Source organism: Enterobacter sp. SM3 (assembly GCF_009811935.2).
Taxonomy (GTDB): Bacteria; Pseudomonadota; Gammaproteobacteria; order Enterobacterales; family Enterobacteriaceae; genus Enterobacter; species Enterobacter asburiae_D.
Map to the genome: position 1 here is coordinate 1,065,620 of NZ_CP099971.1, position 25,405 is coordinate 1,091,024.

Here is a 25,405-nt window from a genome sequence, read left to right on the forward strand (position 1 = left end):
CATCGAGATATATTGTTTATTTATCACGCTGGATTATATAGTCCGCTAGCGCTTCCAGTGCCGAGGTATCCAGCGATTGCGCGGCCAGTTCATTTAGCGACTGGCGGGCATCGTCAATCAGATCCCGGGCTTTACGTTGGGCTTGCTCAAGGCCCAGCAGGGCGGGGTAGGTACTTTTGCCAAGCTGCTGGTCCGCACCCTGACGTTTACCCAATGTTGCAGTATCGCCCACCACATCCAGAATGTCATCCTGAACCTGGAACGCCAGACCGATACTTTCTGCGTATCTGTCCAGAATCGGCAGGGCTTTGCGCCCTTGTTCACCCGCGCTCAGCGCGCCCAGGCGAACGGCGGAACGAATCAACGCCCCTGTTTTATGGCGATGAATACGCTCCAGCTGTTCCAGATTAACCTGACGTCCTTCCGCTTCAAGATCCAGCGCCTGTCCGCCGCACATCCCGGCCACGCCGCTGGCCATGGCCAGCTCGGAGATCATCGCCAGGCGGTCGCTGTCAGCCACTTCCGCCATCGGCGCGTCGCTCAGAATCGAGAACGCCAGCGTTTGCAGGGCATCACCCGCCAGAATGGCATTCGCCTCGCCAAACTTGATATGGCAGGTGGGCTGACCCCTACGCAAATCGTCGTCGTCCATGGCAGGGAGATCGTCGTGGATCAGCGAGTAGGCGTGGATGCACTCCACGGCCGCTGCCGGGGCGTCCAGCGTGTTATCGCTAATACCAAACATATTGCCCGTGGCGTACACCAGGAACGGGCGCAGGCGCTTCCCACCCAAGAGTGCGCCATAGTGCATGGCTTCAACCAGTGGAGTGTTCTGAAAAGGCTGTGGCGCAATAAAACGGCGCAGGGCGTCGTTGGCGCGTACGACACGCGCCTGAAGCTCGTTGGAAAAATCCATTTACTCGGCGTCCGGTGTAAAAGGCGTGGTTTTCGCGTCTTCGCTGTCGGAAAGCAGGATCTGCACGCGCTGCTCGGCCTGCTGCAGTTTGACCTGCCCCTGGCGCGCCAGCTGCACGCCACGTTCGAATTCGTTGAGCGCCTCTTCCAGCGGGAGATCGCCGCTCTCAAGACGGGTAACGATTTGCTCCAGTTCATTCAGCGCAGTTTCGAAACTGGCCGGTGCGTCGTTCTTCTTCGGCATAGTGAATTGACTCTTATATTCTCAGCCCCGACATGGTAACGGACTCAGGGCAATTATCAAATAACGCGCAATGTGCACAGGAGCGGCGCGATGGTGGTATACTTGCGCGCCTGGATGCAGCCACGGGTGTGGGCTGCTGTACTCTTTTCCATTACAAGCCTTAATACGCTTGCCTAAGAAACATTGCCGCCATGAAGTTTATCATTAAATTGTTCCCTGAAATCACCATCAAAAGCCAATCTGTGCGTTTGCGCTTTATTAAAATTCTCACCGGGAACATTCGTAACGTATTAAAGCACTACGACGAAACCCTCGCCGTGGTGCGCCACTGGGACCACGTTGAGGTCCGTGCGAAAGACGAAAACAAACGTCAGGATATTCGCGACGCGCTGACCCGTATACCGGGTATTCACCATATCCTGGAAGTGGAAGATGTTCCGTTCAGCGATATGCACGACATCTTCGAGAAAGCGCTGGTTCAGTACCGCGACCAGATCGAAGGCAAAACCTTCTGCGTGCGCGTGAAGCGTCGCGGCAAGCACGAATTCAGCTCCATTGAAGTGGAACGTTACGTCGGCGGCGGTTTGAACCAGCACGTTGAGACGGCGCGCGTACGTCTGACTAACCCGGACGTGACCGTCAATCTGGAGATCGAAAACGATCGCCTGCTGCTGGTGAAAGGGCGCTATGAAGGTATCGGCGGCTTCCCGATCGGCACCCAGGAAGACGTATTGTCCCTGATCTCCGGCGGCTTCGACTCCGGCGTCTCCAGCTATATGCTGATGCGTCGCGGCTGCCGCGTGCATTACTGCTTCTTCAACCTTGGCGGCGCGGCGCACGAAATCGGCGTTCGTCAGGTCGCACATTACCTGTGGAACCGCTTCGGCAGCTCCCACCGCGTGCGTTTCGTGGCGATCAACTTCGAACCTGTGGTCGGCGAAATCCTTGAGAAAGTCGACGACGGCCAGATGGGCGTGGTGCTGAAGCGCATGATGGTGCGCGCGGCGTCCAAAGTGGCGGAACGCTACGGCGTGCAGGCGCTGGTCACCGGCGAAGCGCTGGGCCAGGTCTCCAGCCAGACGCTGACCAACCTTCGTCTGATCGACAACGTGTCTGATACGCTGATCCTGCGTCCGCTGATCTCCCACGACAAAGAGCACATCATCGACCTGGCGCGCGAAATCGGCACCGAAGATTTCGCCCGTACTATGCCGGAATACTGCGGCGTGATCTCAAAAAGCCCAACCGTCAAAGCGGTGAAGGCGAAGATCGAAGCGGAAGAAGAGAACTTCGATTTTGCCATTCTGGACAAAGTGGTGGAGGACGCCTCCAACATTGATATCCGCGAGATTGCCCAGCAGACCGAGCAGGAAGTCGTTGAAGTTGAAACCGTCAGCGGTTTTGGTGCAAGCGATGTGATTGTGGATATTCGTTCGATTGATGAGCAGGACGCCAGCCCGCTGAACGTCGAAGGCGTTGAGGTGGTTTCTCTGCCGTTCTACAAGCTGAGCACGAAATTTGGCGATCTCGACAAGAGCAAAACCTATCTGCTTTGGTGTGAGCGCGGGGTGATGAGCCGCCTGCAGGCGCTGTATCTGCGCGAGCAGGGCTTTGCGAATGTGAAGGTGTATCGCCCGTAGCGTGCGGCCTGGTGCCCTCACCCCGACCCTCTCCCACAGGGAGAGGGCGCAAACATAAAAAACGGCAACCAAAGGTTGCCGTTTTGCTTTTACCTCGCGCCACCCGGCTTTTTTTATCCACTACTCTTCATAGTAATTATAAATCCCCGCCGGCATCACCAGCGATGACGCCACTTCATACGCTTTCTCGCGCCCGACCAGCAGGTCAATAATCTTTAAGCCAAAATCGATCGCGGTGCCGGGCCCCTGGCTGGTCAGCAGGTTGACGCGCGGGTCCCAGACGACGCGTTTATCCACCCAATGCTCTTCCGGGATTGTATCCTTAAGCCCCGGGAAGCCGGTCATGTTGCCGATGGGGAAGATATCGTGCGGAATCAGAACCGTTCCGGCGGCGGCACAGATTGCTGCGACGATGCGGCCGGACAGATGGAACTGGCGCACGGTCTCGACCAGCAGCGGGCTGTCGCGAAAACATTCCGCGCCTTTTAAGCCGCCGGGCAGCACGATGATGTCGTAATCGCCGTCAGCCACCTGAACAAGGGGGGCATCCGCGAGGATTTTCACCCCGCGTGAACAAGTGATTGCCAGATTGCCGTCGCTGGCGACGCTGGCGGTGGTGACCTTAATGCCGCCGCGCACCATCAAATCAATGGTGGTGACCGCTTCCATCTCTTCGCTACCAGGGGCGAGGCAGATCAGGGCTGACGCGCTCATATTCACTCTCCTTACGTTTAACCAGGTCATACAGACGGGCGTTTTCCGGCACGGCGATGCCGTGCGCGCGGGCGCGTTTTAGCAGATAGCCGGTGATGTAGTCGATCTCCGTGTGGCGTAATGCCCGAACGTCCTGCAGCATTGAGGAGATATTTTCTGCTGTACTCTCAATGACCTGCTCGACATAGCAGCGCAAATCGTCTGCCGAGGTATGCAGGCCTTCCCGCTCAACGACCGCCGCGACTTCCGCACACAAAACCGCAACGTCCTGCGGATGATTTTTCAGCTCCCCGTTCGGGCAGTCCCACAGCGCCGTCAGGGGATTAATCACGCAGTTGACGGCCAGCTTGCGCCAGAGCTGAGGGCGAATGTTGTTGTGCCAGGCCACGTCCGGCAGCACCTTTTGAAGCACATCGGCCAGATAGCTGTAGTCGCCATCCTGTGTTCTGGCCGGGCCGATATGCGTTACGCCGCTGGCGACATGCACGATGATGTTGCCGTCGCGACGTGCAGCGTGCGTGGTCGTCGCCATCAGCAGGGGCTGCGGGACGCTTTTCAGCTCATCAAGGGTCCCCATGCCGTTATGCAGCAGCAGTATGGGCGAAGTGGGGGGGAGCTGCGCGGCCAGCGTTTTTACCGCGTCTGAGACCTGCCACGCTTTGAGCGTCACCAGTAAAAGGTCGCTTTGCGCCAGGAAGTCAGGATCGTTCGCGGTGAGGGATTCGTTAAAGATGCTTCCGTCTTCACCAATCAGGTTTACACTGCAATAGGGCTGGGGCACGCGCAGCCAGCCCTGAACCTCATGTCCGTGCTTGCACAGCGCGGTCAGCCACAGCTGACCAAGCGCTCCGCATCCGAGCACCGTAATTTTCATTGTTCCTCCTCACCCGCAACTGCGCCAGGTGTTACAGCTTAATTATACAGCTAAGCTTCTGTTGAGTTATGCCTCGTAGCGGGTATTATGCAACGCAACAAAAGTGAAGGGAGAAGAAAAGATGCCATCTTTCGATATTGTTTCCGAAGTTGATATCCAGGAAGTTCGCAACGGCGTTGAGAACGCAACCCGCGAAGTTGAGTCACGTTTCGATTTTCGTGGCGTTGAGGCGTCGTTCGAGCTGAACGACGCAAATAAGACCATTAAGGTGCTGAGCGAGTCTGATTTCCAGGTGAATCAGCTGCTCGACATTCTGCGCGCCAAGCTGTTAAAGCGCGGCATCGAAGGGACGTCTCTGGACGTGCCGGAAGAGTTCGTCCACAGCGGTAAGAACTGGTTTGTTGAAGCCAAGCTGAAGCAGGGCATCGAGAGCGCGGTGCAGAAGAAGATCGTTAAGCTTATTAAAGACAGCAAGCTGAAGGTGCAGGCGCAGATCCAGGGCGAAGAAATTCGCGTGACCGGTAAGTCCCGCGATGACCTCCAGTCCGTAATGGCGCTGGTGCGCGGCGGCGATCTGGGGCAACCGTTCCAGTTTAAAAACTTCCGCGATTAATATAAAAAGCCCGGTTTAACCGGGCTTTTTTCACGCTTTGAGCGCCTGCTCGACTTCGAAGCGGTTGGTCATTTTACTGTCTATTTTGACGTAAGCGCTGCGCTCTTCCGGGACGATGAGCACATCCGTCACGCCTTCTTTGGCTTCCAGACGCTGTTTCAGCGCATCGCTAATTTCCACATCATCCGGGATTTCTACCCGCAGGCTGCTGACGTAGCGCGGCTCTTTCATGGTGCTGGCGACCAGCAGCCAGACTGTCGCCAATAGCGCACCGGCGAGGAACACGGTTTGTGAATCAAACAGGCCGTCCACCCAGCCGCCGAGCGAGCCGCCGATCGCCACGCCGAGAAACTGGCTGGTGGAGTAGATACCCATCGCCGTACCTTTATACCCGGCGGGGGACTCTTTGCTGATCAGCGACGGGAGCAGCGCTTCCATCAGGTTAAAGGCCAGGAAGAACAGCTGTACGCCAGCAATCAGTTCCCAGAAGTGCGGACCGGCACCCCAGAGCACAATTTCGGCAATCAGCAGTACCGCCACGCAGCCCACGAAGACGCGCTTCATTTTGCGCTTCACTTCGGCGTAGATGATGAACGGCACGACGGAGACAAACGAAATCAGCATCGTGACCAGATAGATTTTCCAGTGCTCAGCCGCCGGGAAACCCGCTGCGGCAAGCTGGCCGGGCAGGGCGACAAAGGTCGACATCAGCAGGATATGCAGGCACATAATGCCAAAATTCAGCTTCAGCAGGCGCGGCTCGACAATCACTTTGCTGAAGCAGCCTTTTACCATCCCCGACTCACGGTTCAGGACGTGGTTCTTGCTGTCCGGCACGACCCACAGGGTTAAGGCAATGCCGATGGTCGCCAGCACGGCAATCATCCAGAACAGGGCGTGCAGACCCAACGTGTGGGTAATGATGGGGCCCAGCACCATCGCAATCGCAAACGTCACGCCAAAGCTCACGCCGATGAACGCCATCGCTTTGGTGCGGTTCTGCTCGCGGGTTAAGTCTGACAGCAGAGCCATCACCGCGGCGGCAATCGCGCCGGAGCCCTGCAGAGCGCGACCGAGAATAATCCCCCAGATGGAGTGGGAGAGGGCGGCAATCACGCTTCCGAGCACAAAGACCAGCAGCCCGCCGACGATCAGTGGCTTTCGACCCACCCGGTCAGAGAGCAGGCCAAACGGGATCTGGAATACCGCCTGCGCCAGGCCGTAGATGCCGATCGCGAGTCCAATCAGCGCCTCGCTGGCCCCCTGCAGCGCCATACCGTACGTGGTCAGAACAGGCAGGACCATAAACATGCCAAGCATCCGTAGCGAGAAGACAGTCCCTAAGCCCCAGGTCGCGCGTAGCTCGCCCGGCGTCATTTTATAATCGTTCATTACCACCTCAGTTCAAAAGCAGGCACTAGTTTAGGCGGGGTGTTAATTGCGGTAAATAGGTGTTTGTTTAAGAGATATTACCATCGTGCAAAACCGCGTCGGGTGGCGGCGATGCCTTACCCGACCTACCGATCCCGTAGGCCCGTGCAAGCGTAGCGCCGCCGGGCAAAAAAAAAGCCAGGTGATTAACCTGGCTTTTTCAATTCAGCACGCTTACCAGACGTAAGTCAGCAGGTTGTGTGAATCTGGCACCATAAAGTCCACGGACATCATCACGGACAGCGAGGTGATGGCCACAATCGAGAACACAAACAGTTTGCGCGCCCAGACTTTGTCATCTTCCACTTTGTAACCGCGCAGCGCCATACCGAGCCACCAGACGCTCACCGCAGCGGCTACCGCCAGATATTTGTATCCGGCGTAACCACCCAGAGAGAGCATCAGCGTTGCCACAGCAAAGGCGATGATGTACAGCGTGATGTGGTTCTTGGCAACCGAAATGCCCTTCACGACCGGCAGAACCGGGATGTTCGCTGCCTGATAATCCTTAAAGCGGAAAATCGCGATGGCATAAGAGTGCGGCATCTGCCACAGGCTAAAGATAGCCAGCAGGATCAGCGCACCGCTGTCGAACTCGTTCGTGACCGCGCAGTAGCCAATCACCGGCGGCGCAGCGCCGGAGAGAGAACCAATCAGCGTGCCGTAGACGGAGTGGCGTTTCATATACAGGCTGTAGACGCCCACATACACCACGAACCCCATCACCCCCAGCCAGCAGGCCAGCGGGTTAGCACCAAACCACAGCAGCATAAAGCCAGCAATACCCAGCAAGGTGGCGTACACCAGCGAGACGGAAGGGGCGATCAGGCCTTTCACCAGCACCCGATTTTTGGTCCTTTCCATCTTCTTGTCGATATCCATGTCGATGTAGTTGTTAAATACACAACCGGACGCAACAACCAGTGACACACCGACCAGCGTGTAGATAAAGAGGGTGTAATCAATGCTGCCCTTAGAGGCCAGCAGGAACCCTCCGATCACGGAGATCAGGTTGCCAAAGATGATGCCTGGTTTCGTTACTTGCAGGTATTGCTTAAACATACTCGCCGCTCTTAGTGAACCATCATGTTGTAGTTGAGGTTCCACATAATCCAGATGGAACCGACTACCAGGATAGCGATGATAATCACGGTAAAGATAAAGGCGGTCATATTCCAGCCTTCATCGGACTTGGTGTTCATGTGCAGGAAGCAAACCAGATGCACCAGAATCTGAATCACCGCGGTCACCAGGATTGCACCCAGAATAACCGGCTTAGACGCAGAACCGCTCATCACCATCCAGAACGGGATCACCGTCAGGATGATCGACAGGATGAAACCTGTCATGTAGGTTTTTACGCTACCGTGGGAAGCGCCATGATCGTTTGAATGACTCATTACATCGCCCCCATCAGATAGACAACAGAGAACACACAGATCCACACCACGTCCAGGAAGTGCCAGAACAGACTCAGGCACATGATACGGGTACGGTTAGTGCTGGTCAGGCCGCGACGGGATACCTGGAACATCAGTACCGCCATCCAGATCAGACCAGAGGTCACGTGCAGACCGTGGGTACCGACCAGCGCGAAGAACGCGGACAGGAAGCCACTGCGATCCGGACCGAAACCTTCCAGAATCAGGTGATGGAATTCATAGATTTCCATCCCGATAAATCCAGCACCAAACAGCCAGGTCAACGCCAGCCAGGAAACAACCTGGCTCTTGTTGTTTTTGTACATGGCGATAGCCGCCATGCCGTAGGTGATGGAGCTGAATAACAGCAGTGCGGTTTCAACCAGAACGAACGGCAGTTCAAAGATGTCCTTGCCAGCCGGGCCGCCCGCCGTGCCGTTCACCAGAACGGCATAGGTCGCGAACAGACAGCAGAACAGAATGCAGTCGCTCATCAGGTAGATCCAGAAACCGAAGACTTTAGTCGGTCCTGTATCGTGGTGCGCATGTTCATGCGCGTGGGCAGTTGAGTGCGCCAGAGTATCAGTTGCCATTTTTCAGCCCCGCTTTAGAAATCTCGTCGAAATGCTGATTTTCCAGCTTCTCAACTTCACGGACTGGTACGTAGTAGTCCACGTCCTCGTCAAAGCTCTTCACAATCCAGCTGATTACGATGCCGGCGAAGCCAACAATCGCCATCCACCAGATGTGCCAGATCATTGCGAAACCAAATACCGTTGCGAAGGCGGCAATGACAATGCCCGCACCGCTGTTTTTCGGCATGTGGATCTCTTCGTAATGAGCTGGTTGCTTGTACGCTTCACCTTTCTCTTTCATTTCCCAGAATGCGTCGCGTTCATGAACCTGCGGCACGATGGCAAAGTTATAGAAAGGCGGTGGAGAAGAGGTTGCCCACTCCAGCGTACGGCCACCCCATGGGTCACCGGTCAGGTCACGGTTCTGATCGCGGTCGCGAATAGACACGTAGAATTGAATCAGCTGAGACGCGATACCACAGGCAATCAGCACGGCGCCGCCCGCTGCAACCATCAGCATTGGGTGGAACTGCGGATCGATCTGCTGGCTCAGACGACGGGTCATACCCATGAAGCCCAGCACGTACAGCGGCATAAATGCCACGAAGAAGCCAATGATCCAGAACCAGAACGCGCGTTTACCCCATTTTTCGTTCAGCGTGAAGCCGAACGCTTTTGGCCACCAGTAGGTTACGCCAGCGAAGCAGCCGAAGACCACGCCACCGATGATAACGTTATGGAAGTGCGCAATCAGGAACAGGCTGTTGTGCAGAACGAAGTCAGCACCTGGCACCGCCAGCAGTACGCCGGTCATCCCACCTACGGAGAAGGTCACGATGAAGCCGATGGTCCACAGCATCGCTGAGTGGAACACGATACGGCCCTGATACATGGTGAACAGCCAGTTGAAGATCTTCACCCCGGTAGGGATGGCGATAATCATGGTGGTGATACCGAAGAAGGCGTTTACGTTCGCGCCCGCACCCATGGTGAAGAAGTGGTGCAGCCAAACGATGAACGACAGAACGGTAATACACACGGTTGCCCACACCAGAGAGGTGTAACCAAACAGACGTTTACGCGAGAAGGTAGCCGCGATTTCGGAGAACACTCCGAACACAGGCAGAACCAGAATGTACACTTCCGGGTGACCCCAGGCCCAAATCAGGTTGATGTACATCATCATGTTGCCACCCATATCATTCGTGAAGAAATGGGTGCCCAGGTAGCGGTCCAGGGTCAGCAGCGCGATGGTGACGGTCAGAATTGGGAAGGAGGCAATAATCAGGATGTTGGCGCACAGAGATGCCCAGGTAAATACCGGCATCTTGAACATGGTCATGCCAGGGGCACGCATCTTGATAATGGTCACGAAGAAGTTGATACCGGTCAGGGTAGTACCGACACCGGAGAGCTGAAGCGCCCAAATCCAGTAGTCGACGCCAACGCCCGGACTGTACTCAATTCCTGACAGCGGCGGGTACGCCAGCCAGCCGGTCTGTGCGAATTCGCCCACACCCAGTGACAGGTTAACCAGGATAACGCCGACAACCGTGAACCAGAAGCTCAGGTTGTTCAGGAACGGGAACGCCACGTCGCGCGCGCCGATTTGCAGCGGAACGACAACGTTCATCAGGCCGATAACCAGCGGCATCGCCACGAAGAAGATCATGATAACGCCGTGGGCGGTAAAGATCTGATCGTAGTGGTGCGGTGGCAGGAAGCCGGCTTCACCCGCAGAAGCGAGTGCCTGCTGGCTACGCATCATGATCGCATCCGCAAAGCCACGAATTAACATGACGATACCGACGATGCAGTACATGATACCGAGTTTTTTGTGGTCAACCGAAGTCAGCCACTCGTTCCACAGGTAGCTCCACTTACCGAAGTAAGTGATCAGGGCCAGTAAGGCCGCGCCACCAATGATAATTGCAGCCACCGTAACCACGATAATCGGTTCATGGTAGGGCACTGCATCCAGTGTCAATTTTCCGAACATTTTCTTCCTCGGCCCCTTAGTGAGCGGTTTCCGCGTGGCTCATGTCCATGCCTTCCATACCTTCGTGCGCGCTGTGCTCGCCTTCAGGCTGGGTCATGTCCATGCTCTTGCCGTGATCCATAAATTTGCCAATAACGTCTTTGAACAAATCTGGTTTCACATTAGAGAAGTACTCCACCTTGTTGTATTCGCTAGGTGCAGCCACTTTTTCGAACGCCGCCATGTCAGACATGGTGTTTGGAGACTGCTTCGCTTTTTCAACCCACTGGTCGAAAGCGGCACGGTCCGGCGTCGCAATAGCTTTGAACTTCATACCTGAGAAGCCCGGGCCGCTATAGCTGGCGGAGATACCATCATAGGTGCCTGCTTCATTCGCGATCAGGTGCAGGTTAGTCTGCATACCGGCCATCGCGTAAATCTGGCTACCCAGACGTGGGATGAAGAAGGAGTTCATTACGGAGTTGGAGGTCACTTTGAACTGAACCGGAGTGTTCGCCGGGAAGGCGATTTCATTCACGGTAGCAATACCCTGCTCTGGATAGATGAAGAACCATTTCCAGTCCATGGAGACCACTTCAATGGTAATAGGTTTCTCATCGTGAACCAGCGGTTTGCTTGGCTCAAGTGCGTGAGTGGTTTTCCAGGTCAGTACGGCAAGGAACAGGATGATCAGAATAGGTACCGTCCAGACCACAGCTTCCACTTTATTGGAGTGTGACCAGTTAGGGCTATACTTCGCATCTTTATTGCTCGCACGATACTTCCAGGCGAAACCAACAGCCATCAAAATGGCAGGAATAACCACAATCAACATCAGGCCAAAAGCCGTCAATATCAGTGAACGTTGTTCCAGTCCAATCTGTCCTTTGGGGTCTAGTAGTGCAGAATCGCAGCCACTGAGTAATACAGTGCCCGCGAATAATGACAACCATCCCAAACTTTTATTGTATTTCCCGAGTCTCATTTAACGACCTCAATTCCACGGAGTCTGGTGGCGTTTAAAGTGTGCGGGCATTTTACGGGAAGGTTACATTACTGTAAACATCATTAGGCCTGTGTCAGGAAGGTGTTACTGGGTTCTGCCGCACATGTCACAAGTGTTGCAAATTATGTCGGTTTTTATGACCGAAGCCGCATGGCGTGGGCTTTATAACGAAAGGACCCCCAAGCATACCCTAAAAGGGACAATTGGTATAACCATTGTTGAAAATAAACAAAAAATTAACAATTAATTATCAATAAAAAGACATCTAAAAAACGAAAAATCAAACTCTCGCATGCTGAATCGTTTAATGAAAAATAGCGTTTTGGAATGGGAGCCAATAATTTCCAAATCCTATCCCGCACAAAACAACAAATATTTTTTTTAGCGGCTGGTGGCTATTTCGCCGTTATAATTTCGCTTAGTGATTACAACGGGAAATAACCTTTCGCATTTTTCTTCAGGTCATCTGCGTTTTACGCAACGCCATGAAATCGAGCAGACCCCCGGTCAGGATCCCGGCGATAGCCAGCAGGGCGCCTGCATCCAGCAGAAGGGCTTCGAAGGGCAGTGCCAGTGACGTGCTGGCATTAATAATGAGCACCACCAGCCAGAGTGCGAGAGCAGCGCAGCCCACCATTAACAGACGTAACGCAAAACGGTAGGCGCGGTGATATTCGGTGCGCGGCATAAAGTGTTCTGTCCGCTGGGTATATTCCAGCGTCTGACGGCAGACCAGCAGCAATAAAATTCCCGGCACGGCAGCCACGACCGAGAAGAGATAAAATGTTGGCCAGCCGTGGGCTTCCACGAACCAGCCGGCAATCGGTCCAACGTACACCCGGCCAACGGCGGAGAGCGCCGAGAGCAGCGCGAACTGGGTAGCGGAAAACGACTTGTTGCACAGGGTCATCAGCAGGGCAACAAATGCCGCTGTGCCCATACCGCCGCAGAGGTTTTCGAAAAACACCGCCGCGGCCATGCTGATCGTATGTTTGTCGGTAATCGACAGCAGCCAGTAGCCTGCGTTAGAGGCGCCCTGAAGGATGCCGAAAATCAGCAGCGCGCGAAACAGCGTCAGGCGCTGCATCAGTACGCCGCCATAAAGTGCGCCGACAATGGTCGCAAACAGTCCCAGCGTTTTATTCACCACGCCGACTTCACCCGCGTCAAAACCGACGCCCCGGATCAGGAAGGTGGTGGTCAGGCTCATGGCAAAGGCATCGCCCAGCTTATAAAGGACGATAAGCAACAGGATCAGCCAGGCGTTGTTGCGGCCAAAGAAGTCACGAAGCGGTTCGGCGACGGCCTGCTCCAGCGAGCGGGGAACCGGGATAACGTCACTCGGTTCGGGCGCGAACAGCGTCGCGATAATGCAGGGGATCAGCAGGGCGGCCATCAGCCAGTACATGCCCTGCCAGCCGAGGTAACGGTCGGCGAGCCACAGCGCCAGCCCGCCGGAGACCAGCATCCCGAGGCGATAGCCCAGCACGCTGATTGCCGCACCGGCGCCGCGCTCTTCCGCAGGTAAGACGTCCGTCTTCCAGGCGTCGAACACGATATCCTGAGAGGCGGAGCAGAAGGCAATCACTACCGCAAGCGCCGCCATCCAGCGAAGCTGCGTGGTAGGTTCAAGAAAACCCATCGCCGCGATGGCCAGCAGCAGCAGGATCTGCGTCATCACTAACCAGCCGCGTCTACGTCCGAGGAAAGGCGGCGTATAGCGATCCATGACCGGAGACCACAGGAACTTAAAGACATAGGCCTGGCCCACAAGCGAGAAGAAACCAATCGTTTTAAGATCGATGTTCTCAACCGTCATCCATGCCTGAAGCGTGCCGGAAGTGAGTGCGAGGGGTAAACCCGAGGCGAAGCCGAGGATCAGCAGGATAGCTGATTTCGGTTGCTGGAAAATGCGTAAGTAATGGCTGGACATGTTCTTATAAAACTGACCCGGTGATACACCGGGTCAGCGAGCGGGATTAACGCGCGTTCTGCTTGATGAAGTCGTGAATGCTGGTGTCCTGCGCCATATCGGCGATGGTGTCGGTCAGCACGCTATTAACGGCGTTAGCAATGTTCTGGTTGGAGGCCTGGAACGCACCTTCAACAGAGTAGCTGGCGCGGTAGTTTTTGGTCATCTTGTTGCCATTCTTCGCGGTGGCAATGATGGCGATATCCGCTTTGGTCGCGATGTTGTAGCGCACGTTGCCCTGAGACACGTCAGCGTACAGGTTGTTCACGATGATCTGCAGATCGACCGCGCCGCTTGGGCCAATCATGTAGCCGCGAGCGGTCATCTGTTTCTCCAGCACTTCCTGGAGCAGGAAGCGCAGGTCGCGGGACGCGGTGAGGGTAACCTGCTGGTTGTCGCGGGTCACTTTTGCCAGCGCCTGGTCCTGACGCTGATCGGCACCGTTAATGCTCACGGTGACGCCCATCAGGCTTGGGTCCTGCTGAGGCAGAGTGATTTTTGGTGAGACATCAATAGTGGTAGGCGGAGTAGCACAGCCTGCCAGCATAAAAAGGGCTACCAACGGAAAGAAGAGTTTTTTTAACATTTTCGGGTTCTCAACGAATCGTAAGCATATAAAGAGAAAAATTGCCGCCATCATAACATCGCCAACGGCGAGGGGAAGTGGTCAACGCATGTAAATTCATCGCCTTGTCCGAAAACTGACCAGTTCACCGTTTTTCCCAATCCGTGTATGACAAAACGTATGAGTCTCACAGTGAACTTCATTCGTTTGAATGAGAAAATCAGACGAAAGCTAAATATTTGTTGTCAAGGTGTAATGGAAACGGTAAAAGCGGCTAACATTTAAAGGGATGGGTGACATCCTGGCGTTGTCGGAGGAGTAATTTCATGATGATACGTGAGCATATAGAAGATAAATTAAGGGCAGCGTTCAACCCTGTGTTCCTCGAAGTCGTCGACGAAAGCTATCGTCATAACGTACCGGCAGGTTCTGAAAGCCACTTTAAAGTGGTTCTGGTTAGCGATCGCTTCACGGGAGAACGTTTCCTGAATCGACACCGCTTGATCTACAGCACCTTGACGGAAGAACTCTCCACGACCGTGCATGCGCTGGCACTGCATACCTACACCATTAAGGAATGGGAAGGCTTGCAGGATACGGTTTTCGCATCGCCGCCCTGTCGCGGTGCAGGCACTATCGCCTGATAAATCGGATTTGCAACGGCTGGAGCTTTTCCAGTATGTTGCTTACAGATTTCCTCAAAACGGCCTCCGGGCCGTTTTGTTTTGTCTGAGTTTTGAGCGGATGGTGCGATTTTAAGGCTAAAAATAGCCTTAAAGTGTGAAAAAAGCCGCAGCAACATGCCCCAACCGTTCTCGACTCACCTAAGTGATGCCGCTATAATGCCGCGTCTTATTGAATGTCTTCGGGATGATTCTGGCGACAGGGAATGTGAATCTGCACTAAGAGAGCATCCCGGTATAACAGACAGATTCAGAGTTGACCGAGCACTGTGATTTTTTTGAGGTAACAAGATGCAAGTTTCAGTTGAAACCACTCAAGGCCTTGGCCGCCGTGTAACGATTACTATCGCTGCTGACAGCATCGAAACTGCTGTGAAAAGCGAGCTGGTCAACGTAGCAAAAAAAGTACGTATTGACGGCTTCCGCAAGGGCAAAGTACCAATGAATGTTGTTGCTCAGCGTTATGGCGCTTCCGTGCGTCAGGATGTGCTGGGTGAACTGATGAGCCGTAACTTTATTGATGCGATCATCAAAGAAAAAATCAATCCAGCCGGCGCGCCGAACTACGTTCCAGGCGAATACAAACTGGGCGAAGACTTCACCTACTCCGTAGAGTTCGAAGTGTACCCGGAAGTTGAGCTGAAAGGTCTGGAATCTATCGAAGTTGAAAAACCAGTTGTTTCCGTGACTGACGAAGACGTTGACGGCATGCTGGATACCCTGCGCAAGCAGCAGGCGAACTGGAAAGAGAAAGAAGGCGCTGTTGACGCTGAAGACCGTGTCACCATCGACTTCACCGGTTCTGTAGACGGCGAAGAGTTCGAAGGCGGTAAAGCGTCTGACTTCGTACTGGCGATGGGCCAGGGTCGTATGATCCCAGGCTTCGAAGACGGTATCAAAGGCCACAAGGCTGGCGAAGAGTTCACCATCGACGTGACCTTCCCGGAAGAGTACCACGCTGAAAACCTGAAAGGGAAAGCAGCGAAGTTCGCTATCAACCTGAAGAAAGTTGAAGAGCGCGAACTGCCAGAACTGACTGAAGAATTCATCAAGCGTTTCGGCGTGGAAGATGGTTCCGTAGCGGGTCTGCGTACCGAAGTGCGTAAGAACATGGAACGCGAACTGAACGGCGCGGTGCGTAACCGTGTGAAATCTCAGGCGATCGAAGGTCTGGTGAAAGCCAACGAAATCGACGTTCCAGCTGCCCTGATCGACAGCGAAATCGATGTTCTGCGCCGTCAGGCTGCACAGCGTTTCGGTGGCAACCAGCAGCAAGCGATGGAACTGCCACGCGAGCTGTTCGAAGAGCAAGCGAAACGCCGCGTTGTTGTTGGCCTGCTGCTGGGCGAAGTGATTCGTACCCACGAGCTGAAAGCTGACGAAGAGCGTGTGAAAGGCCTGATCGAAGAGATGGCTTCTGCATACGAAGATCCATCAGAAGTTGTTGAGTTCTACGGTAAGAACAAAGAGCTGATGGACAACATGCGCAACGTTGCCCTGGAAGAGCAGGCTGTTGAAGCGGTACTGGCGAAAGCGAAAGTGACCGAAAAAGCGACCTCTTTCAACGAACTGATGAACCAGCAGGCGTAATTTCGCCCCAAAGGTTTAAAGTTTGAACAGAAAACCCGTTGCCTTGCGGCAGCGGGTTTTTTTTATCACAGCGATAGCCCAGGAAGAGTGCTAAAACGCCCTTTCGGTGTTAGCGTAACAACAAAAGGTTGTTATGCTTGAAATAGGGCACTGTAAACCCCATAAGTACGTAATCACGATGAATGAGACTGGCTGATAATCCGTCCGTAAGGTTACAATCAGTACAGCAGGTGTTTTCAATTTTGATCCAGGAGACGGAAATGTCATACAGTGGCGAACGAGATAACTTTGCACCCCATATGGCTCTGGTGCCAATGGTTATTGAACAGACCTCACGTGGTGAGCGTTCTTTTGATATCTATTCCCGTCTGCTCAAGGAACGCGTTATCTTTCTGACCGGCCAGGTGGAAGACCACATGGCTAATCTGATCGTGGCGCAGATGCTGTTTCTGGAAGCGGAAAACCCGGAAAAAGACATTTACCTGTACATCAACTCCCCGGGTGGCGTGATTACAGCAGGGATGTCCATTTATGACACCATGCAATTCATCAAGCCAGATGTAAGCACTATCTGTATGGGTCAGGCTGCATCGATGGGCGCGTTCCTGTTAACAGCAGGGGCGAAAGGTAAGCGTTTCTGCTTGCCAAATTCCCGCGTGATGATTCACCAGCCGCTGGGCGGTTACCAGGGGCAGGCGACGGATATCGAAATCCACGCCCGCGAAATTCTGAAAGTAAAAGCGCGCATGAATGAACTTATGGCGCAGCATACGGGTCAACCACTCGAGCAGATCGAGCGCGATACCGAGCGCGATCGCTTCCTCTCTGCTCCAGAGGCAGTTGAGTACGGCTTAGTCGACTCCGTGTTGACCCATCGTAATTGATGCCCGCGACGCGAGTGTGCCGCTATACTAAGGTAGGGCGGCACGCTGCTGATTGCAGCTTGCGTCTTAGAATGGCATTTGCGTCGTCATGTGCGGCACAAAGAACTTAAAAAGAGGTTTGGACTCATGACAGATAAACGCAAAGATGGTTCGGGCAAACTGCTGTACTGCTCTTTTTGCGGCAAAAGCCAGCATGAAGTGCGTAAACTGATTGCCGGGCCGTCCGTGTATATCTGCGACGAATGTGTCGATTTATGTAACGACATCATTCGCGAAGAGATTAAAGAAGTCGCACCGCACCGTGAGCGCAGCGCGCTCCCAACGCCGCATGAAATTCGTCATCACCTTGACGACTACGTCATCGGACAGGAGCAGGCCAAGAAAGTGCTGGCGGTAGCGGTCTATAACCATTACAAACGTCTGCGTAACGGCGACACCAGCAACGGCGTAGAACTGGGTAAAAGTAACATTCTGCTTATCGGCCCAACCGGTTCCGGTAAAACGCTGCTGGCTGAAACCCTGGCGCGCCTGCTTGATGTTCCGTTCACGATGGCGGATGCCACCACCCTGACCGAGGCCGGTTATGTGGGTGAGGACGTCGAAAACATCATCCAGAAACTGCTGCAGAAGTGCGATTACGACGTACAGAAAGCCCAGCGCGGGATTGTTTACATCGATGAGATCGACAAGATCTCCCGTAAATCAGACAACCCGTCCATCACCCGTGACGTATCGGGTGAAGGCGTACAGCAGGCACTGCTGAAGCTGATTGAAGGTACGGTTGCCGCCGTTCCGCCACAGGGGGGTCGTAAACATCCGCAGCAGGAGTTCCTGCAGGTTGATACCTCCAAGATCCTGTTCATCTGTAGCGGTGCGTTTGCTGGTCTGGACAAAGTTATCTCCCACCGTGTTGAAACCGGCTCCGGCATTGGTTTTGGCGCAACGGTGAAATCGACGTCTGAGAAACCGAACGAAGGCGAACTGCTGTCTCAGGTTGAACCGGAAGATCTGATCAAATTCGGTCTGATCCCTGAATTCATTGGCCGTCTGCCGGTGGTGGCAACGCTGAACGAGCTGAGCGAAGACGCGCTGATCCAGATCCTGAAAGAGCCGAAAAATGCGCTGACCAAGCAGTATCAGGCGCTGTTCAATCTGGAAGGCGTCGATCTGGAATTCCGTGACGAAGCGCTGGATGCCATTGCCAAGAAAGCGATGATCCGTAAAACCGGTGCCCGTGGTCTGCGTTCAATTGTTGAAGCGGCACTGCTCGACACCATGTACGATCTGCCGTCGATGGAAGACGTTGAAAAAGTGGTGATTGACGAGTCCGTCATTAGCGGCCAAACCAAGCCGCTGCTGATTTACGGCAAACCGGAAGCACAGCAGGCATCTGGCGAATAATTCACCAAATCATACAAGCAGTTAATCAAAAAGGGGGGATTTTATCTCCCCTTTACTTTTTCCGTATTCATAGCGTTGAATGTGTGGCAAACATCCCCATATACTGGATACATGTTAATGGTTATGTGAAGCACAGTGACATGACCAGCTTACCTGGCGGACACTAACTAAGAGAGAGCTCTATGAATCCTGAGCGTTCTGAACGCATTGAAATCCCCGTATTGCCGTTGCGCGATGTGGTGGTTTATCCGCACATGGTCATACCCTTATTTGTAGGGCGGGAAAAATCTATCCGTTGCCTCGAAGCCGCCATGGATCATGATAAAAAAATCATGCTGGTGGCGCAGAAAGAAGCATCAACGGATGAGCCGGGTGTAAACGATCTTTTCACCGTCGGGACCGTGGCCTCTATTTTGCAGATGCTGAAGCTGCCTGACGGCACCGTGAAGGTGCTGGTAGAAGGCCTGCAGCGTGCGCGTATCACCACTCTGTCAGACGACGGCGAGCACTTCTCTGCGAAGGCAGAGTACCTTGATTCGCCTGAGCTTGACGAGCGCGAGCAGGAAGTGCTGGTACGCACCGCGATTAGCCAGTTTGAAGGCTATATCAAGCTGAACAAGAAAATCCCACCAGAAGTGCTGACGTCGCTGAACAGCATCGACGATCCTGCGCGTCTGGCGGACACCATCGCTGCACATATGCCGCTGAAGCTGGCTGACAAACAGTCCGTGCTGGAAATGTCCGACGTTAACGAACGTCTGGAATACCTGATGGCGATGATGGAGTCTGAAATCGATCTGCTGCAGGTTGAGAAGCGTATTCGCAACCGCGTGAAAAAGCAGATGGAGAAATCTCAGCGTGAGTACTATCTGAATGAGCAAATGAAGGCCATTCAGAAAGAACTGGGCGAGATGGACGATGCGCCGGACGAAAACGAAGCGCTGAAGCGTAAGATCGACGCGGCGAAGATGCCGAAAGAGGCGAAAGAGAAAGCCGAAGCAGAACTGCAGAAGCTGAAAATGATGTCTCCAATGTCGGCTGAAGCGACCGTTGTACGCGGCTACATTGAGTGGATGGTGCAGGTTCCGTGGAACGCCCGCAGCAAGGTCAAAAAAGACCTGCGTCAGGCACAGGAAATCCTGGATACCGACCACTACGGCCTGGAACGCGTGAAAGACCGCATTCTTGAGTACCTCGCGGTACAAAGCCGTGTAAACAAAATCAAAGGCCCAATTCTGTGCCTGGTAGGACCGCCGGGGGTGGGTAAAACCTCTCTGGGTCAGTCCATCGCCAAAGCGACCGGACGTAAGTATATCCGTATGGCGCTGGGTGGCGTACGCGATGAAGCGGAAATCCGCGGTCACCGCCGTACCTACATTGGTTCTATGCCGGGTAAACTGATCCAGAAGATGGCGAAAGTGGGGGTTAAAAACCCGCTGTTCCTGCTCGATGAGATCGACAAAATGTCGTCGGACATGCGCGGTGACCCTGCGTCTGCACTGCTGGAAGTGCTTGATCCAGAACAGAACGTGGCGTTCAGCGATCACTACCTGGAAGTGGACTACGACCTGAGCGATGTGATGTTCGTGGCGACCTCCAACTCCATGAACATTCCGGCCCCGCTGCTGGACCGTATGGAAGTGATCCGCCTCTCCGGTTATACCGAAGATGAGAAGCTGAACATCGCTAAGCAGCACCTGCTGCCGAAACAGATTGAGCGTAACGCGCTGAAAGCCAACGAGCTGACCGTCGAGGACAGCGCGATTATCGGCATCATTCGCTACTACACCCGTGAAGCGGGCGTGCGTAGCCTTGAGCGTGAAATCTCTAAACTGTGTCGTAAAGCGGTGAAACAGCTGCTGCTGGATAAGAGCCTGAAGCACATTGTGATTAACGGCGACAATCTGCATGCGTACCTGGGCGTTCAGCGCTTTGACTACGGTCGCGCGGACAACGAAAACCGCGTTGGTCAGGTGACTGGCCTCGCATGGACGGAAGTGGGTGGCGATCTGCTGACCATCGAAACCGCCTGTGTGCCGGGCAAAGGCAAGCTGACCTACACCGGTTCGCTGGGTGAAGTAATGCAGGAATCCATCCAGGCAGCGCTGACCGTGGTGCGCGCGCGCGCGGAGAAATTGGGTATCAACACTGATTTCTACGAAAAACGCGACATCCACGTGCACGTTCCGGAAGGGGCGACGCCGAAAGATGGCCCAAGCGCGGGTATTGCCATGTGTACCGCTCTGGTTTCCTGCCTGACAGGGAACCCGGTGCGTGCCGATGTGGCAATGACCGGTGAAATTACGCTGCGTGGCCAGGTTCTGCCGATTGGTGGTTTAAAAGAAAAACTGCTGGCGGCACACCGCGGTGGGATCAAAACCGTATTGATCCCTTACGAAAATAAACGCGATCTGGAAGAGATTCCGGACAACGTGATTGCCGATCTGCAGATCCATCCTGTGAAGCGAATTGAGGAAGTTCTCAGTCTCGCATTGCAGAATGAACCCTCCGGAATGCAGGTTGTAACCGCAAAATAGTGACCTCGCGCAAAGAGCGTCAATAAAAACAAGGCTGGTAAGTCATTTCGCACTTGCCAGCCTTTTTTTGTATAGCTAATTTAGATTGCTGATTAGGTCAGCCATCAACAACGGGTGTTGTAAGGTCATGGCAGGCCTGATATAACTGCTGCGCGGTCGCGTTGTGAAGGATTCAGGCGCGATATAAATTATAAAGAGAGGAAGAGAACAGTGAATAAATCTCAACTGATTGACAAAATTGCTGCTGGTGCTGATATTTCTAAAGCTGCAGCTGGACGTGCGTTAGATGCATTAATTGCTTCTGTTACTGAATCTCTGCAGGCTGGGGACGACGTTGCACTGGTAGGCTTCGGTACTTTTGCTGTTAAAGAGCGTGCTGCCCGTACTGGCCGCAACCCTCAGACCGGTAAAGAGATCACCATTGCTGCTGCTAAAGTGCCGGGTTTCCGTGCAGGTAAAGCGCTGAAAGACGCAGTAAACTGATTGCTTTCCCGTTTCAGGGAAGCCGGAAAGTACAAGGGCGCATCATTTGATGTGCCTTTTTTGTTTGTCCAGACCTGATTTGTGCGAGTTTATGCGAGTTGTGGGCTGACAATCGCCCCGTTTTCTTGTCACAATACGCCTTCACGCGCGACGGGCAGGATTTTCCGTCAGCGTCAGGTAACCAGTCACCTACAGCGGAGTGTTGTTACACCATGATGGACAGCTTACGCACGGCTGCTAACAGTCTCGTGCTCAAGATTATTTTCGGTATCATTATCGTGTCGTTCATATTGACCGGCGTGAGCAGTTACCTTATTGGCGGTGGCGCAAACTATGCCGCAAAAGTGAATGGCCAGGAAATCAGCCGTGGTCAGTTCGAGAATGCTTTTGCCGGTGAACGTAACCGTATGCAGCAACAGCTGGGCGACCAATTCTCTGAACTGGCAGCGAACGAAGGGTACATGAAGACCCTGCGCCAACAGACACTGAACCGTCTTATCGACGAAGCGCTGCTTGATCAGTACGCCAAAAAACTGGGCCTTGGCATCAGTGATGAGCAGGTGAAAAAAGCCATCTTCTCCACCCAGGCCTTCCAGTCTAACGGTAAATTCGACAACGCGCGCTACAACAGTATCGTCAACCAGATGGGGATGACGGCCGATCAGTACGCTCAGGCGCTGCGTAACCAGCTGACCACCCAGCAGCTCATCAATGCCGTTGTGGGCACCGATTTCATGCTCAAAGGTGAAACGGACGAACTGGCCGCGCTGGTGGCGCAGCAGCGCGTTGTACGCGAAGCGACCATTGATGTGAACGCCCTGGCGGCGAAACAGCAGGTGAGCGACGCTGACGTTAACGCTTACTACGAGCAGAACAAGAATTCCTTTGTTTCTCCAGAGCAGTTCCGCGTGAGCTACATCAAGCTGGATGCAGCCGCGCTGCAGGAAACCGCGTCTGATGCAGAAATCCAGTCTTACTACGACCAGCATCAGGATCAGTTCACTCAGCCGCAGCGTAACCGCTACAGCGTGATTCAGACGAAGACCGAGGCTGATGCTAAAGAGGTACTGGAAGAGCTGAATAAAGGCGCTGATTTCGCGACCGTTGCGAAAGCAAAATCCACCGACATTATCTCTGCGAAAAACGGCGGTGATATGGGCTGGCTGGAAGACGCGACCACGCCGGACGAGCTGAAAAATGCCGGTCTGAAAGAGAAAGGTCAGCTTTCAGGCGTCATTAAGTCTTCCGTCGGTTTCCTGGTCGTGCGTCTGGACGACATCACCGCGGCGAAAACCAAGCCGCTGGCTGACGTTCGCGAAGATATCGCGGCGAAAGTGAAACAGGAAAAAGCGCTGGATGCCTACTACGCGCTGCAGCAGAAGGTGAGTGATGCTGCCAGCAACGATAACGAATCTCTGGCAGGTGCAGAGCAGGCGGCGGGTGTGAAGGCGGTTGAGACGGGCTGGTTTGGTCGTGACAACCTGCCGGAAGAGCTGAACTTCAAACCGGTTTCTGATGCCATCTTCAACGGCGGTCTGGTGGGCGAGAACGGCACGCCGGGCAGTAACTCTGACATCATTACCGTCGACGGCGATCGTGCGTTTGTGTTGCGCGTCAGCGAGCATAAGCCAGAAGCGGTCAAACCGCTGGCGGAAGTGAAGGATCAGGTTGTCGCTCAGGTTAAGCACAACAAAGCGGAGCAGCAGGCGAAACTGGATGCTGAGAAGATCCTGTCCGATCTGAAAGCGGGTAAAGAAGACGCGCTGAAAGCGGCTGGCCTGAGCTTCGGTGAAGCGAAAACGCTGAGCCGTACCGGTCAGGACCCAATCAGCCAGGCCGCGTTTGGTCTGACTCTGCCTGCCAAGGACAAGCCAAGCTTCGGTACCACCACCGATACGCAGGGCAACGTCGTTCTGCTGGCGCTGGATGAAGTGAAAGCTGGCACCCTGCCAGAAGCGCAGAAGAAAGCGATGGTTCAGGGGATTACCCAGAACAATGCTCAGATTGCCTTCGAAGCCATGATGAGCAACCTGCGTAAAGAAGCTAAAATCAAGCTGGGTGATGTGATGACGCAGCAGCAGTAATTACGTGTCTGCTCGCAGATTTTCGTAACGCTCTGCAAAAACTAAAGGCCGCTTTCGCGGCCTTTTCCATTTCTGCAATCTGCTGTTTGTACCGAGTTTATCTGGCGGCTATCGTGACGTGGCTGTCAACAAACAAGGAGATAACAGCATGAAATGTGGAATCAAAGCACTGTTAATTACGCTGGCTATTGCCACCACCGGGATGAGCGCGGGCGCGCTGGCGGCGACGCCAGCTGCCAAACCACAGGCTACGCAGAGCAAGTCCGATGCGGCAGCGCCGGTTCAAGGGCAAACCAAAGCGGCTGACGCCGGTAAAAATGCGGATGATGACGGTACGCGGGTCAGTATCAATTCGGCCTCTGCGGAAGATCTGGCTCGCGCGATGAATGGTGTCGGCCTGAAAAAAGCGCAGGCCATCGTCAGCTACCGCGAAGAGTATGGTCCTTTCAAGACGGTCGACGATCTCAAACAGGTGCCGGGCATGGGCAGCGCGCTGGTTGAGCGCAACCTCTCACACCTGACGTTGTAATAACGCAATTTCTTGCACTGCGGCAAAATTTTGCCAGGATAAAGAGGTCATACCAGTTATGACCTCTCATCCTACAATAACAGTAAAGGCTATTGCGCTATGCAGACAAAAATCAAAGTACGCGGTTTTCATCTCGACGTTTACCAGCATGTTAACAACGCACGCTATCTCGAGTTTCTTGAAGAAGCGCGCTGGGACGGGCTGGAAAACAGCGAAAGCTTTCAGTGGCTGACCGCGCACAACATCGCGTTCGTGGTCGTCAATATCAACATCAACTACCGCCGTCCGGCCGTGCTGGGCGATGTACTCACGGTGACCAGCCAGGTGCAACAGATCAATGGCAAAAGCGGGGTATTAAGCCAGGTGGTGACGCTCGATCCAGAAGGGCAGGTGGTGGCTGATGCGCTGATCACCTTTGTCTGTATCGATCTGAAAACGCAGAAAGCGCTGCCGCTGGAAGGGGAGTTGCGGGAAAAGCTGGAGTTGATGATCGTATAAGACATATTAAGGCGTACTCGTGCTGTCGACACCTGTTTTGCGACAGCACGGTCAAGTAGCCTTATTTAAGACCGGTCTTTTTCTGCATCGCGGCCATCACGCCGACTTTATCGGCAAGATAGTGGTTCAGCCCGTTAGCGCGAAGATTACAGGCCGCGCACTGGCCGCAACCGTCGCCTTTGATACCGTTATAGCAGGTGAGCGTTTCGCTGCGAACAAGGTCCAGCTTGCCCCAGTAGTCCGCCAGCGCCCAGGTTTCGGCTTTATCCAGCCACATGAGCGGGGTTTCAAAGCGTGTCTCTTTCGCCATCCCCAGATTGACGGCGTGGTTTAACGCTTTCACGAACTCATCGCGACAGTCCGGGTAGCCGGAGAAGTCGGTCTCGCACACGCCCGTGATCACCGCTTCCGCCTTTACCTGATAGGCGTAGATCGCCGTCAGGGTCAGGAAGAGGATATTACGGCCAGGCACGAAGGTATTCGGAATGCCGCTGGCATCGGGTTCGTAGTCAGGTACCGGGATACTGTCCCGGGTGAGGCTGCTCACGGCCAGTTCATTTAACAACGTAACGTCCAGCACCTTGTGCGCGCGTGCGCCGAGTTTCAGGGCAAGTTCACGGGCAACGTCGATTTCAGCGCGGTGACGCTGACCATAATCGAAAGTGACACAGTGAACTTCATCGTACTGATGAAGGGCCTGGACCAGGCAGGTAGTAGAGTCTTGTCCTCCGCTGAACACGACGACGGCACGTTTCATAAATCATCTCG

24 protein-coding genes are annotated in these 25,405 nt (G+C 54.2%); 11 read left to right on the forward strand and 13 right to left on the reverse strand.

Annotated features, from left to right (window positions below):
• Positions 1-16: 16 nt before the first annotated feature.
• Positions 17-916 carry a (2E,6E)-farnesyl diphosphate synthase gene (gene ispA / locus GVO84_RS04890; protein ID WP_159513559.1) on the reverse strand — a complete coding sequence of 300 codons (900 nt, stop codon included), beginning with the start codon at positions 914-916 and terminating at the stop codon, positions 17-19.
• Positions 917-1,159: an exodeoxyribonuclease VII small subunit gene (gene xseB / locus GVO84_RS04895; RefSeq protein ID WP_045328337.1), complete on the reverse strand. Its 243-nt coding sequence runs from the start codon at positions 1,157-1,159 to the stop codon at positions 917-919.
• Positions 1,160-1,350: 191 nt separating this feature from the next.
• Between xseB and thiI the strand changes: the two genes are divergently transcribed.
• Positions 1,351-2,799 (forward strand): tRNA uracil 4-sulfurtransferase ThiI, encoded by a 1,449-nt coding sequence (gene thiI / locus GVO84_RS04900; RefSeq protein WP_121425596.1) that lies wholly within the window; start codon positions 1,351-1,353, stop codon positions 2,797-2,799.
• A gap of 120 nt (positions 2,800-2,919) precedes the next feature.
• Here thiI and yajL read toward each other — a convergent pair whose 3' ends face one another.
• Positions 2,920-3,513 carry a protein deglycase YajL gene (gene yajL / locus GVO84_RS04905; protein WP_028012154.1) on the reverse strand — a complete coding sequence of 198 codons (594 nt, stop codon included), beginning with the start codon at positions 3,511-3,513 and terminating at the stop codon, positions 2,920-2,922.
• On the reverse strand, positions 3,476-4,387 hold the full coding sequence (panE, locus tag GVO84_RS04910; RefSeq protein WP_159513560.1) for a 2-dehydropantoate 2-reductase: 912 nt from the start codon (positions 4,385-4,387) through the stop codon (positions 3,476-3,478). Before panE ends, yajL begins: the two co-directional genes overlap by 38 nt.
• A 121-nt stretch (positions 4,388-4,508) precedes the next feature.
• Between panE and GVO84_RS04915 the strand changes: the two genes are divergently transcribed.
• Positions 4,509-5,000 (forward strand): YajQ family cyclic di-GMP-binding protein, encoded by a 492-nt coding sequence (locus tag GVO84_RS04915; RefSeq protein WP_023334701.1) that lies wholly within the window; start codon positions 4,509-4,511, stop codon positions 4,998-5,000.
• A gap of 30 nt (positions 5,001-5,030) precedes the next feature.
• On the opposite strand, the gene GVO84_RS04920 is transcribed toward GVO84_RS04915, so the two are convergent.
• From GVO84_RS04920 to GVO84_RS04955, 8 genes are all read right to left on the reverse strand, one after another.
• On the reverse strand, positions 5,031-6,392 hold the full coding sequence (locus GVO84_RS04920) for an MFS transporter (protein WP_121425594.1): 1,362 nt from the start codon (positions 6,390-6,392) through the stop codon (positions 5,031-5,033).
• A 213-nt stretch (positions 6,393-6,605) separates the two neighbouring features.
• Positions 6,606-7,493: a heme o synthase gene (gene cyoE, locus GVO84_RS04925; RefSeq protein ID WP_013095848.1), complete on the reverse strand. Its 888-nt coding sequence runs from the start codon at positions 7,491-7,493 to the stop codon at positions 6,606-6,608.
• Between the two features lie 11 nt (positions 7,494-7,504).
• Positions 7,505-7,831 (reverse strand): cytochrome o ubiquinol oxidase subunit IV, encoded by a 327-nt coding sequence (locus GVO84_RS04930; protein ID WP_006176899.1) that lies wholly within the window; start codon positions 7,829-7,831, stop codon positions 7,505-7,507.
• Positions 7,831-8,445, reverse strand: a complete 615-nt coding sequence (locus GVO84_RS04935; RefSeq protein ID WP_023334703.1) for a cytochrome o ubiquinol oxidase subunit III — start codon at positions 8,443-8,445, stop codon at positions 7,831-7,833. Before GVO84_RS04935 ends, GVO84_RS04930 begins: the two co-directional genes overlap by 1 nt.
• Positions 8,435-10,426, reverse strand: a complete 1,992-nt coding sequence (gene cyoB / locus GVO84_RS04940) for a cytochrome o ubiquinol oxidase subunit I (RefSeq protein WP_014168864.1) — start codon at positions 10,424-10,426, stop codon at positions 8,435-8,437. The genes GVO84_RS04935 and cyoB overlap by 11 nt, the downstream gene beginning before the upstream one ends.
• A 16-nt stretch (positions 10,427-10,442) precedes the next feature.
• Positions 10,443-11,390, reverse strand: a complete 948-nt coding sequence (gene cyoA, locus GVO84_RS04945) for a cytochrome o ubiquinol oxidase subunit II (RefSeq protein WP_014882770.1) — start codon at positions 11,388-11,390, stop codon at positions 10,443-10,445.
• A 478-nt stretch (positions 11,391-11,868) separates the two neighbouring features.
• Positions 11,869-13,344 carry a muropeptide MFS transporter AmpG gene (gene ampG / locus GVO84_RS04950; RefSeq protein ID WP_159513561.1) on the reverse strand — a complete coding sequence of 492 codons (1,476 nt, stop codon included), beginning with the start codon at positions 13,342-13,344 and terminating at the stop codon, positions 11,869-11,871.
• 46 nt (positions 13,345-13,390) lie between these two features.
• Positions 13,391-13,969 carry a lipoprotein gene (locus tag GVO84_RS04955; protein ID WP_023310568.1) on the reverse strand — a complete coding sequence of 193 codons (579 nt, stop codon included), beginning with the start codon at positions 13,967-13,969 and terminating at the stop codon, positions 13,391-13,393.
• A gap of 305 nt (positions 13,970-14,274) precedes the next feature.
• Between GVO84_RS04955 and bolA the strand changes: the two genes are divergently transcribed.
• From bolA to GVO84_RS05000, 9 genes are all read left to right on the forward strand, one after another.
• Positions 14,275-14,592, forward strand: a complete 318-nt coding sequence (bolA, locus tag GVO84_RS04960; protein ID WP_021241655.1) for a transcriptional regulator BolA — start codon at positions 14,275-14,277, stop codon at positions 14,590-14,592.
• Positions 14,593-14,922: 330 nt separating this feature from the next.
• Positions 14,923-16,221 (forward strand): trigger factor, encoded by a 1,299-nt coding sequence (tig, locus tag GVO84_RS04965; RefSeq protein WP_063144770.1) that lies wholly within the window; start codon positions 14,923-14,925, stop codon positions 16,219-16,221.
• Positions 16,222-16,481: 260 nt separating this feature from the next.
• On the forward strand, positions 16,482-17,105 hold the full coding sequence (gene clpP / locus GVO84_RS04970) for an ATP-dependent Clp endopeptidase proteolytic subunit ClpP (protein WP_010428105.1): 624 nt from the start codon (positions 16,482-16,484) through the stop codon (positions 17,103-17,105).
• 126 nt (positions 17,106-17,231) lie between these two features.
• Complete coding sequence (gene clpX / locus GVO84_RS04975) at positions 17,232-18,506, forward strand: ATP-dependent protease ATP-binding subunit ClpX (protein ID WP_159513562.1); 1,275 nt, start codon at positions 17,232-17,234, stop codon at positions 18,504-18,506.
• A gap of 182 nt (positions 18,507-18,688) precedes the next feature.
• On the forward strand, positions 18,689-21,043 hold the full coding sequence (lon, locus tag GVO84_RS04980) for an endopeptidase La (RefSeq protein ID WP_063144769.1): 2,355 nt from the start codon (positions 18,689-18,691) through the stop codon (positions 21,041-21,043).
• Positions 21,044-21,253: 210 nt separating this feature from the next.
• Positions 21,254-21,526 (forward strand): nucleoid-associated protein HU-beta, encoded by a 273-nt coding sequence (hupB, locus tag GVO84_RS04985; RefSeq protein WP_002444653.1) that lies wholly within the window; start codon positions 21,254-21,256, stop codon positions 21,524-21,526.
• Positions 21,527-21,738: 212 nt separating this feature from the next.
• A complete protein-coding gene (ppiD, locus tag GVO84_RS04990) occupies positions 21,739-23,610 on the forward strand; it encodes a peptidylprolyl isomerase (RefSeq protein WP_159513563.1) in 1,872 nt (623 codons plus the stop codon).
• A gap of 148 nt (positions 23,611-23,758) precedes the next feature.
• Positions 23,759-24,139: a helix-hairpin-helix domain-containing protein gene (locus GVO84_RS04995; RefSeq protein WP_121425591.1), complete on the forward strand. Its 381-nt coding sequence runs from the start codon at positions 23,759-23,761 to the stop codon at positions 24,137-24,139.
• A 99-nt stretch (positions 24,140-24,238) separates the two neighbouring features.
• Positions 24,239-24,637 (forward strand): YbgC/FadM family acyl-CoA thioesterase, encoded by a 399-nt coding sequence (locus GVO84_RS05000; RefSeq protein ID WP_032646165.1) that lies wholly within the window; start codon positions 24,239-24,241, stop codon positions 24,635-24,637.
• Positions 24,638-24,698: 61 nt separating this feature from the next.
• On the opposite strand, the gene queC is transcribed toward GVO84_RS05000, so the two are convergent.
• Positions 24,699-25,394 carry a 7-cyano-7-deazaguanine synthase QueC gene (gene queC, locus GVO84_RS05005; RefSeq protein ID WP_032646166.1) on the reverse strand — a complete coding sequence of 232 codons (696 nt, stop codon included), beginning with the start codon at positions 25,392-25,394 and terminating at the stop codon, positions 24,699-24,701.
• Positions 25,395-25,405 lie beyond the last annotated feature (11 nt).

What these genes read in the sequence shown, in the direction of transcription:
- ispA (WP_159513559.1), bottom strand. Translation starts at nt 916, where the DNA reads ATGGATTTTTCCAACGAGCTTCAGGCGCGTGTCGTACGCGCCAACGAC.
- xseB (WP_045328337.1), bottom strand. Translation starts at nt 1,159, where the DNA reads ATGCCGAAGAAGAACGACGCACCGGCCAGTTTCGAAACTGCGCTGAAT.
- thiI (WP_121425596.1), top strand. Translation starts at nt 1,351, where the DNA reads ATGAAGTTTATCATTAAATTGTTCCCTGAAATCACCATCAAAAGCCAA.
- yajL (WP_028012154.1), bottom strand. Translation starts at nt 3,513, where the DNA reads ATGAGCGCGTCAGCCCTGATCTGCCTCGCCCCTGGTAGCGAAGAGATG.
- panE (WP_159513560.1), bottom strand. Translation starts at nt 4,387, where the DNA reads ATGAAAATTACGGTGCTCGGATGCGGAGCGCTTGGTCAGCTGTGGCTG.
- GVO84_RS04915 (WP_023334701.1), top strand. Translation starts at nt 4,509, where the DNA reads ATGCCATCTTTCGATATTGTTTCCGAAGTTGATATCCAGGAAGTTCGC.
- GVO84_RS04920 (WP_121425594.1), bottom strand. Translation starts at nt 6,392, where the DNA reads ATGAACGATTATAAAATGACGCCGGGCGAGCTACGCGCGACCTGGGGC.
- cyoE (WP_013095848.1), bottom strand. Translation starts at nt 7,493, where the DNA reads ATGTTTAAGCAATACCTGCAAGTAACGAAACCAGGCATCATCTTTGGC.
- GVO84_RS04930 (WP_006176899.1), bottom strand. Translation starts at nt 7,831, where the DNA reads ATGAGTCATTCAAACGATCATGGCGCTTCCCACGGTAGCGTAAAAACC.
- GVO84_RS04935 (WP_023334703.1), bottom strand. Translation starts at nt 8,445, where the DNA reads ATGGCAACTGATACTCTGGCGCACTCAACTGCCCACGCGCATGAACAT.
- cyoB (WP_014168864.1), bottom strand. Translation starts at nt 10,426, where the DNA reads ATGTTCGGAAAATTGACACTGGATGCAGTGCCCTACCATGAACCGATT.
- cyoA (WP_014882770.1), bottom strand. Translation starts at nt 11,390, where the DNA reads ATGAGACTCGGGAAATACAATAAAAGTTTGGGATGGTTGTCATTATTC.
- ampG (WP_159513561.1), bottom strand. Translation starts at nt 13,344, where the DNA reads ATGTCCAGCCATTACTTACGCATTTTCCAGCAACCGAAATCAGCTATC.
- GVO84_RS04955 (WP_023310568.1), bottom strand. Translation starts at nt 13,969, where the DNA reads ATGTTAAAAAAACTCTTCTTTCCGTTGGTAGCCCTTTTTATGCTGGCA.
- bolA (WP_021241655.1), top strand. Translation starts at nt 14,275, where the DNA reads ATGATGATACGTGAGCATATAGAAGATAAATTAAGGGCAGCGTTCAAC.
- tig (WP_063144770.1), top strand. Translation starts at nt 14,923, where the DNA reads ATGCAAGTTTCAGTTGAAACCACTCAAGGCCTTGGCCGCCGTGTAACG.
- clpP (WP_010428105.1), top strand. Translation starts at nt 16,482, where the DNA reads ATGTCATACAGTGGCGAACGAGATAACTTTGCACCCCATATGGCTCTG.
- clpX (WP_159513562.1), top strand. Translation starts at nt 17,232, where the DNA reads ATGACAGATAAACGCAAAGATGGTTCGGGCAAACTGCTGTACTGCTCT.
- lon (WP_063144769.1), top strand. Translation starts at nt 18,689, where the DNA reads ATGAATCCTGAGCGTTCTGAACGCATTGAAATCCCCGTATTGCCGTTG.
- ppiD (WP_159513563.1), top strand. Translation starts at nt 21,739, where the DNA reads ATGATGGACAGCTTACGCACGGCTGCTAACAGTCTCGTGCTCAAGATT.
- GVO84_RS04995 (WP_121425591.1), top strand. Translation starts at nt 23,759, where the DNA reads ATGAAATGTGGAATCAAAGCACTGTTAATTACGCTGGCTATTGCCACC.
- GVO84_RS05000 (WP_032646165.1), top strand. Translation starts at nt 24,239, where the DNA reads ATGCAGACAAAAATCAAAGTACGCGGTTTTCATCTCGACGTTTACCAG.
- queC (WP_032646166.1), bottom strand. Translation starts at nt 25,394, where the DNA reads ATGAAACGTGCCGTCGTCGTGTTCAGCGGAGGACAAGACTCTACTACC.